The following is a 6,474-nucleotide window of genomic DNA, read 5'->3' as shown; positions in this document are numbered from 1 at the left end:
GACCGTTTCGCGGTCCGGGGCGCCGTCGTTCTCAGGTCAACGGGAGTCGCGTCGCCGTGTCGCCGAATCGTCCTCCACGGACTTCTTCGACACGTCATCCGACGACGAGTCCACATCGCTGGTTCCGGTGTCGCCGGAGTCGGTCGCCGAGTCCTCGGACGAACCCTCCACGGCCTCGGACTTCTCGGGCGCGCTCGGTGCCTTGAGGGGCTTCTTGAGCAGGCTCGCGACGGTCGCGACCGCCAGGATCGACACGATCACGATCAACGACACCCAGGTCGGGATGTCCGGGATGCCCGGCACCGGCTGTCCGCCGTTGATGAACGGAACGTTGTTGTCGTGCAAGGCGTGCAAGAACAGCTTCACACCGATGAACGCCAGCACGGCCGCCAGACCGTACGACAGGTAGACAAGCCGCTGAAGCAGCCCGCCCAGCAGGAAGTACAGCTGCCGGAGACCCATCAGGGCGAACACGTTGGCCGTGAACACCAGGTACGCCTCCTGAGTCAGTCCGAAGATCGCCGGGATCGAGTCGACCGCGAACATCAGGTCGGTGGTACCGATCGCGATCATCACGATGAGCATCGGCGTCACCATCCGGACGCCGTTGACCTTCGTCGTGATCCGGCCGTCGCCGTAGTCGCGGGTCACGGGGATGACGCGACGGCTCCAGCGAATGACGGCGTTCTCGTTGTAGTCGTCCTCGTCCTCGCCGCTCGTGCGGATCATGTGAATCGCGGTGTAGATCAGGAACGCGCCGAACACGAAGAAGATCCAGACGAAGCGCTCGACGAGCGCCGCGCCGACGGCGATGAAGATGGCCCGCAGGATCAAGGCGGTGATGATCCCGACCATCAGGACCTTCTGCTGGAACATCCGGGGAACCGCGAAGCTGCTCATGATGATCAGGAATACGAACAGGTTGTCGACCGACAGGCTGTACTCGGTGATCCAGCCAGCGTAGAACTGACTCGCGTAGTCGAAGCCGGACGTCACCCATACGCCTACTCCGAAGAGGACCGCCAATCCGATGTAGAACGAGACCCACAGGGTCGATTCCTTGGTCGACGGTTCATGGGGGCGCCGGCCGACGATCAGCAGGTCGACCGCGAGCAGCAGGCACACGGCGAAGACCGTGACGAGCCACACCCACAATGGAATATCCACGTAATTTCAAGCCTTCCGGGTAACACATCACAAGTGGTGATACCGGAAGGTCTCTCCCGTCGCCCCCGCCTGCGGGTTCACGGCGGAAACGACCGTCACGGCCGGGTGAGTGGCGTCCCCCAACCCAGTTGGGAACCGCTCACCGTGCTGACGACCGTGACGAAGGGGGGATACTCCCCTCCCGTCGTACCCGACAATTGTGCCCTACCCGACCTGGGAATGTCCCCACCGGAGGGCATCTACTCACCCCCAAACCCATCGATACCGACTAATTCGGGGGATTTGGCGACAAATCACCAGAAGCCACGCGACGATCCGTCATCGAGCCACGACGGCGACCGCGATCGGAGCGACGCCGCGTGACGACGCGAGCGCACGCGTCATCGAGGCATCGTCATTGGGCCCCCGCCTCGTCGAATTGACGCAGCTCGCGCTTCAACTCGTGAATCTCGTCACGGTAGCGCGCGGCGACCTCGAACTGAAGGTCTCGGGCGGCCGCCAGCATCTGGTCGTTGAGCTGCACGATCATGTCCTCCAGCTCCTGACGCGGGGCGCCCTTGCCGGCACCGACGATCGCGCCCGACTTGCTGCGCAGCTGCGGCACGGGCGCCTTGCCCCTGCTCTGACTACGACCCGACCCACCGACCAACAGCTCGGCGTCGTCGGCCTCGGCGTAGATGTCGTCGAGGATGTCTCCGATGCGTTTGCGCAGCGGCTGGGGATCGATGCCGTGCGCGCGGTTGTGCGCGACCTGCTTCTCGCGGCGCCGGTCCGTCTCGTCGATGGCGCGACGCATCGAATCGGTCATCTTGTCGGCGTACATGATGACTTCGCCGGAGACGTTGCGCGCGGCACGACCGATCGTCTGGATGAGTGACGTCCCCGAGCGCAGGAAGCCCTCCTTGTCCGCGTCGAGGATCGCCACCAGGGAAACCTCGGGCAGGTCGAGGCCCTCCCGCAGCAGGTTGATGCCGACGAGGACGTCGTACTCGCCCGAACGCAGCTCCCGCAACAACTCCACCCGACGCAGAGTGTCCACTTCAGAGTGGAGGTAGCGGACCCGGATCTCGTTGTCCAGGAAGTAGTCCGTCAGGTCCTCCGCCATCTTCTTCGTCAACGTCGTGACGAGGACCCGCTCGTCCTTGGCGACCCGCTCGCGGATCTCGTACATGAGGTCGTCGATCTGGCCCTTCGTCGGACGCACCACGACCTGCGGATCGACCAGGCCCGTCGGCCGGATCACCTGCTCCGCGAACTCACCGTTCGACTGCTCCAGCTCCCACTTGCCGGGCGTCGCCGACATGTACACCGTCTGCCCGACGCGCTCGCGGAACTCATCGAACCGCAACGGACGGTTGTCCATCGCGCTCGGTAGCCGGAAACCGTGATCGACCAGGGTGCGCTTGCGAGCCGCGTCCCCCTCGTACATGCCGCCGATCTGCGGGACCGACACGTGCGACTCGTCAATGATCGTCAGGAAGTCGTCCGGGAAGTAGTCGAGGAGACAGTGCGGAGCGCTACCGGAGGGACGCCCGTCGATGTGGCGCGAATAGTTCTCGATGCCGGAGCACGAACCGATCTGCCGCATCATCTCCAGGTCGTAGGTGGTGCGCATCCGCAGCCGCTGCGCTTCGAGGAGCTTGCCCTGCCGCTCCAGTTCGCCCAAGCGCTCGGCGAGTTCCCCCTCGATCGCGCCGATCGCGCGTTCCATCCGCTCCGCGCCGGTCGCGTAGTGCGAGCCGGGGAAGATCAGCACCCGGTTCGTCTCGCGGACGATGTCACCCGTCAACGGATGCAGGTAGTACAGCCGGTCGATCTCGTCACCGAACATCTCGATGCGGATCGCCAGTTCCTCGTACGCGGGAATGATCTCGATCGTGTCGCCCCGGACCCGGAACGTGCCGCGAGTGAAGGCGGTGTCGTTACGCGAGTACTGGACGTCGACGAGCCGCCGAAGCAGTTCGTTGCGGTCGTGCTCCTGACCGACCGTGACGTCGATGGCCCCGAGGAGGTACTCCGCCGGCGTCGCCAGACCGTAGATCGCCGAGACCGTCGCCACCACGACGACGTCCCGGCGCGTCAGCAGGGAGTACGTCGCGCGGTGCCGCAGGCGTTCGACCTCGTCGTTGATCGACGAGTCCTTCTCGATGTAGGTGTCCGTCTGCGGGACGTACGCCTCCGGCTGGTAATAGTCGTAATAGGACACGAAGTACTCGACGGCGTTGTTCGGCAGCAGCTCCCGAAACTCCTTCGCCAGCTGCGCCGCGAGGGTCTTGTTGTGCGCCATGACCAAGGTCGGCCGCTGCAACCGCTCGATGAGCCACGTCGCCGTCGCGCTCTTACCGGTTCCGGTGGCGCCGAGCAGCACGATGTCACGTTCGCCGGACGTCACACGGCGCTCCAGGTCCGCGATCGCGGTCGGCTGGTCGCCCGAGGGCTGATAGTCGCTGATGACGGTGAAGGCACCGTCCTCGCGGGGAATGTCATCGGTGGTCACGACCCCAACCTAACCGGCGCCACCGACATTGGGCCCGGTACACCGGCCGCGTCCTCACGACGACACGACAACCCACCCCGGTACTCCCAGCGACGAACCGACACCTGAGTGCGTTTGGCTCGTTGGCATAAGCATGGGAAAAACCACCTCACGCGATACGACGCGGCGCGCCCTGGCCTGGGTGCTGTGCGCCGGGATGCTCCTCGGCTTGGCCTGGGCCGGATTCGGGTGCATGCCGAAGGACGCCCCGGCCCGCAAACTCACGGCGGCGGAGGCGAAGCGGCTCGCCGACGTCAGGGTCACCAACGCCGAAGCCGGGACGGTCGCGCTGGCGGTGCAACTGCCCGCCGACGCGGGAGGCGCGCACTGGGCCGGTCACGTGGACTGGGGCTCGCCCATGCTGCAGGCACACGTGACGAGCCCCGACACCGACGGAGCGCTCCTGCAGGCGATCCCCGGGCTCGTCGCGACCCGCGCCGACGTCAAGGCCGACGCCGACCCTCCGCGAGACGGCTGGGTGACGCGACGCACGTCCGGTGCCGAGAGCTCCCCCGACAATCTCGCGACCGACATCGTGACCTCGGCGATCCTGTCGTTGACGAGTCCCGAATCCGCCGACGTGACGGCACTGCGGACCCGCGCGATGTGGCTCGACGAGGGCGTCATCGACGGGGCACCCGTCGACGCGTTCCGCGCGCCGCTCCTACTCGGTCAGGTCACCTCCGAGACGGAGGGCTCCACCGACGCCCAGGCCGAAGCGGTGTTCTGGGTCGATGAGGACGCGCGGTTGCGTCGGATCCAGTTCAACCCCGGTTCGCAAAAGCTGGCGACGATCGACTTCCTGCTGGAGCGTTCGGACGACGTTACGCTGACACCCACCGACGTGCTCGGCGGGGCGGCCATCGATCCACGTGAGGTGACGACGGCGGAGGCGGAGCGCCTGTCAGGCCTGCGGCACGGCAACGCGGGCTTCAGCGGCGTCGTCAGCGTCGAGATCCCCACCGCCGACGACCAACTCACCCGCGCGACCGGCTACGTCGACTGGGCGGTGCCGATGGCCTACATCGCGGTCGACGCTCCCGGAGACGACGCCGACGGTCTGCGATACGCCACCTCGACGGGGGTCGCGGCGCGCACCGGTGCCGTCGACGACTCGCCGCCGGAGGCCATGCCCACCGACGGTTGGGCGGGCCGGACCTGGGCGGCGGGCGCGGAGGCGGGCGACCTCGACTCGATCGACCTGCTGTTGTACCGGCTGGTCGCGATGACCACGCCGGCTCCCGACGATCCCGGGGCCGTGGCGGGCGGCGCCGCGTGGCTGCGTGACGACCGCTTCGGAAAGGCGGACGTCACCGTGTACGAGCTGCGGTTGCCGGGCGACCCGGAGGCGAAGGCGGGTACGGCGCCGTTCCGATACTGGGTCGCCGAGGACGACCGGCTGCTCCGGATCGAGATGCGCACGGGGCAGCTCGGTCTGGCTCACGCCGACCTCACCTACGAGAAGATCCCGTTGATTCAGGCGCCGTACGAGGTCACGGCGCTCCTCATCTGACGGTCACCCCGACGCCGGGTCCGTCACCCCCATCCGGAGGTGGCGGCCCAGTGTTCGGCGGCGGGCAACATCTCGGAGACGATCGGTTCCTTCGCGGCGGCGTAGGCGCTGGCGTTGGGGGCTTCGGCGGCGAGCCGCCGTTTCGCGTCCGCGTACCGCTCGCGAACGGCGGCGTCGGTTCGCAGCCAGTCTCGGAAGAGCAGCGACAGGCGAGCGGCCGGGCTCGCCGCGGGGCGGAGGTGTATGTGGCAGATCTGGCCGGGGTCCGTCCCGCCATGGAGACGCTTGCGCCATCGGGCGGGATCGTCGTCGGCGGGGAAGGGCGTGTCCGCGGTATCGGACGACAACGGAAAACCGTTGTCCGCCAATGGTTCCGCGACGTCAAGAAGGTCGGACGCCTCGGACAGGATGACCTGGACGTCGATGACGTCCTTCCCGAGCAGGCCCGGCACCGACGTCGATCCGATGTGATCGATCCGGACCGCCCGGTCGTCGAGTACGCGCAACAGCCGCGCCTCGATCCTGCGGTACGCCGCGGCCCACGTCGGCTGATACTCCACGAGCGCGAGCTCTTCGGGGCGTTTCACCGGGGTACGGTGCCGTTTGTTGTGCTCGAACGGGAGCAGGCGCTCCATCCACAGTCGCTCCACCGCGGTCTCGAGTTCGACCGGGCCGCCGGAGTTGTCGATGATGGCGTCGGCGACCGCGTCGCGAACGGCGTCGGGAGCCTGGGCGGCGATCCTGGCGGCGGCGTCCTCCGCGTTCATTCCCCTCCCCGCGAGGCGCGCCACCCGCGTCGGCTGATCCGCGGCGACCACGATGACGAGATCGAAGGTCGGCGCGAGCCCCACCTCCGCCAGCAACGGCACGTCGTTGACGACGATCGCGTCCGATGGCGCCGTCGCGAACCGTCGCTCCGCCTCCGCGCGCACCAACGGGTGAATGATCCCCTCCAGACGGCGACGTGCCTCCGGATCGGCGAACACGAGCCGCGCCATCGCGGCCCGATCGAGGCCGCCGTCCGCGCCAAGCACGTCCGCGCCGAAAACGTCGGAGACGGCACCGATTCCGGGAGTGCCCGGCGCGATGACCTCCCGAGCCAAGACGTCGGAATCGACGATCACCGCGCCCCGCTCGGCCAGCAACGCCGTCACCGTGCTCTTGCCCGCCCCGATCCCACCGGTCAGTCCCACTCGCAACATGCACCCATTGTCGACCTTCGGGCAGACGTCACCCATCCCGGGGCTCTGCGACGATG

The 6,474-nt window shown here is 67.4% G+C and carries 4 protein-coding genes; 1 reads left to right on the top strand and 3 read right to left on the bottom strand.

Features of this window, described 5'->3' with window-relative positions; genetic code table 11:
- Positions 1–36 precede the first annotated feature (36 nt).
- Complete coding sequence (locus ACM9NP_RS20745) at positions 37–1,167, bottom strand: TerC family protein (RefSeq protein WP_415648425.1); 1,131 nt, start codon at positions 1,165–1,167, stop codon at positions 37–39.
- Between the two features lie 394 nt (positions 1,168–1,561).
- Entirely contained in the window at positions 1,562–3,664 is a 2,103-nt protein-coding gene (gene uvrB, locus ACM9NP_RS20740; protein WP_415648424.1) for an excinuclease ABC subunit UvrB, read from the bottom strand.
- Positions 3,665–3,797: 133 nt separating this feature from the next.
- On the opposite strand from uvrB, the gene ACM9NP_RS20735 reads away from it, so the two are divergent.
- Positions 3,798–5,216 carry a hypothetical protein gene (locus ACM9NP_RS20735; RefSeq protein ID WP_415648423.1) on the top strand — a complete coding sequence of 473 codons (1,419 nt, stop codon included), beginning with the start codon at positions 3,798–3,800 and terminating at the stop codon, positions 5,214–5,216.
- A 23-nt stretch (positions 5,217–5,239) separates the two neighbouring features.
- On the opposite strand, the gene coaE is transcribed toward ACM9NP_RS20735, so the two are convergent.
- Positions 5,240–6,418, bottom strand: coding sequence for a dephospho-CoA kinase (gene coaE, locus ACM9NP_RS20730; protein WP_415648422.1), 1,179 nt, complete (start codon positions 6,416–6,418; stop codon positions 5,240–5,242).
- Between the last annotated feature and the right edge of the window lie 56 nt (positions 6,419–6,474).

This window comes from Stackebrandtia soli (genome assembly GCF_965137155.1).
Lineage (GTDB): Bacteria > Actinomycetota > Actinomycetes > Mycobacteriales > Micromonosporaceae > Stackebrandtia > Stackebrandtia soli.
Note: the sequence above shows the minus strand (reverse complement) of the source record. Positions and strands in the feature narration are given on the sequence as shown.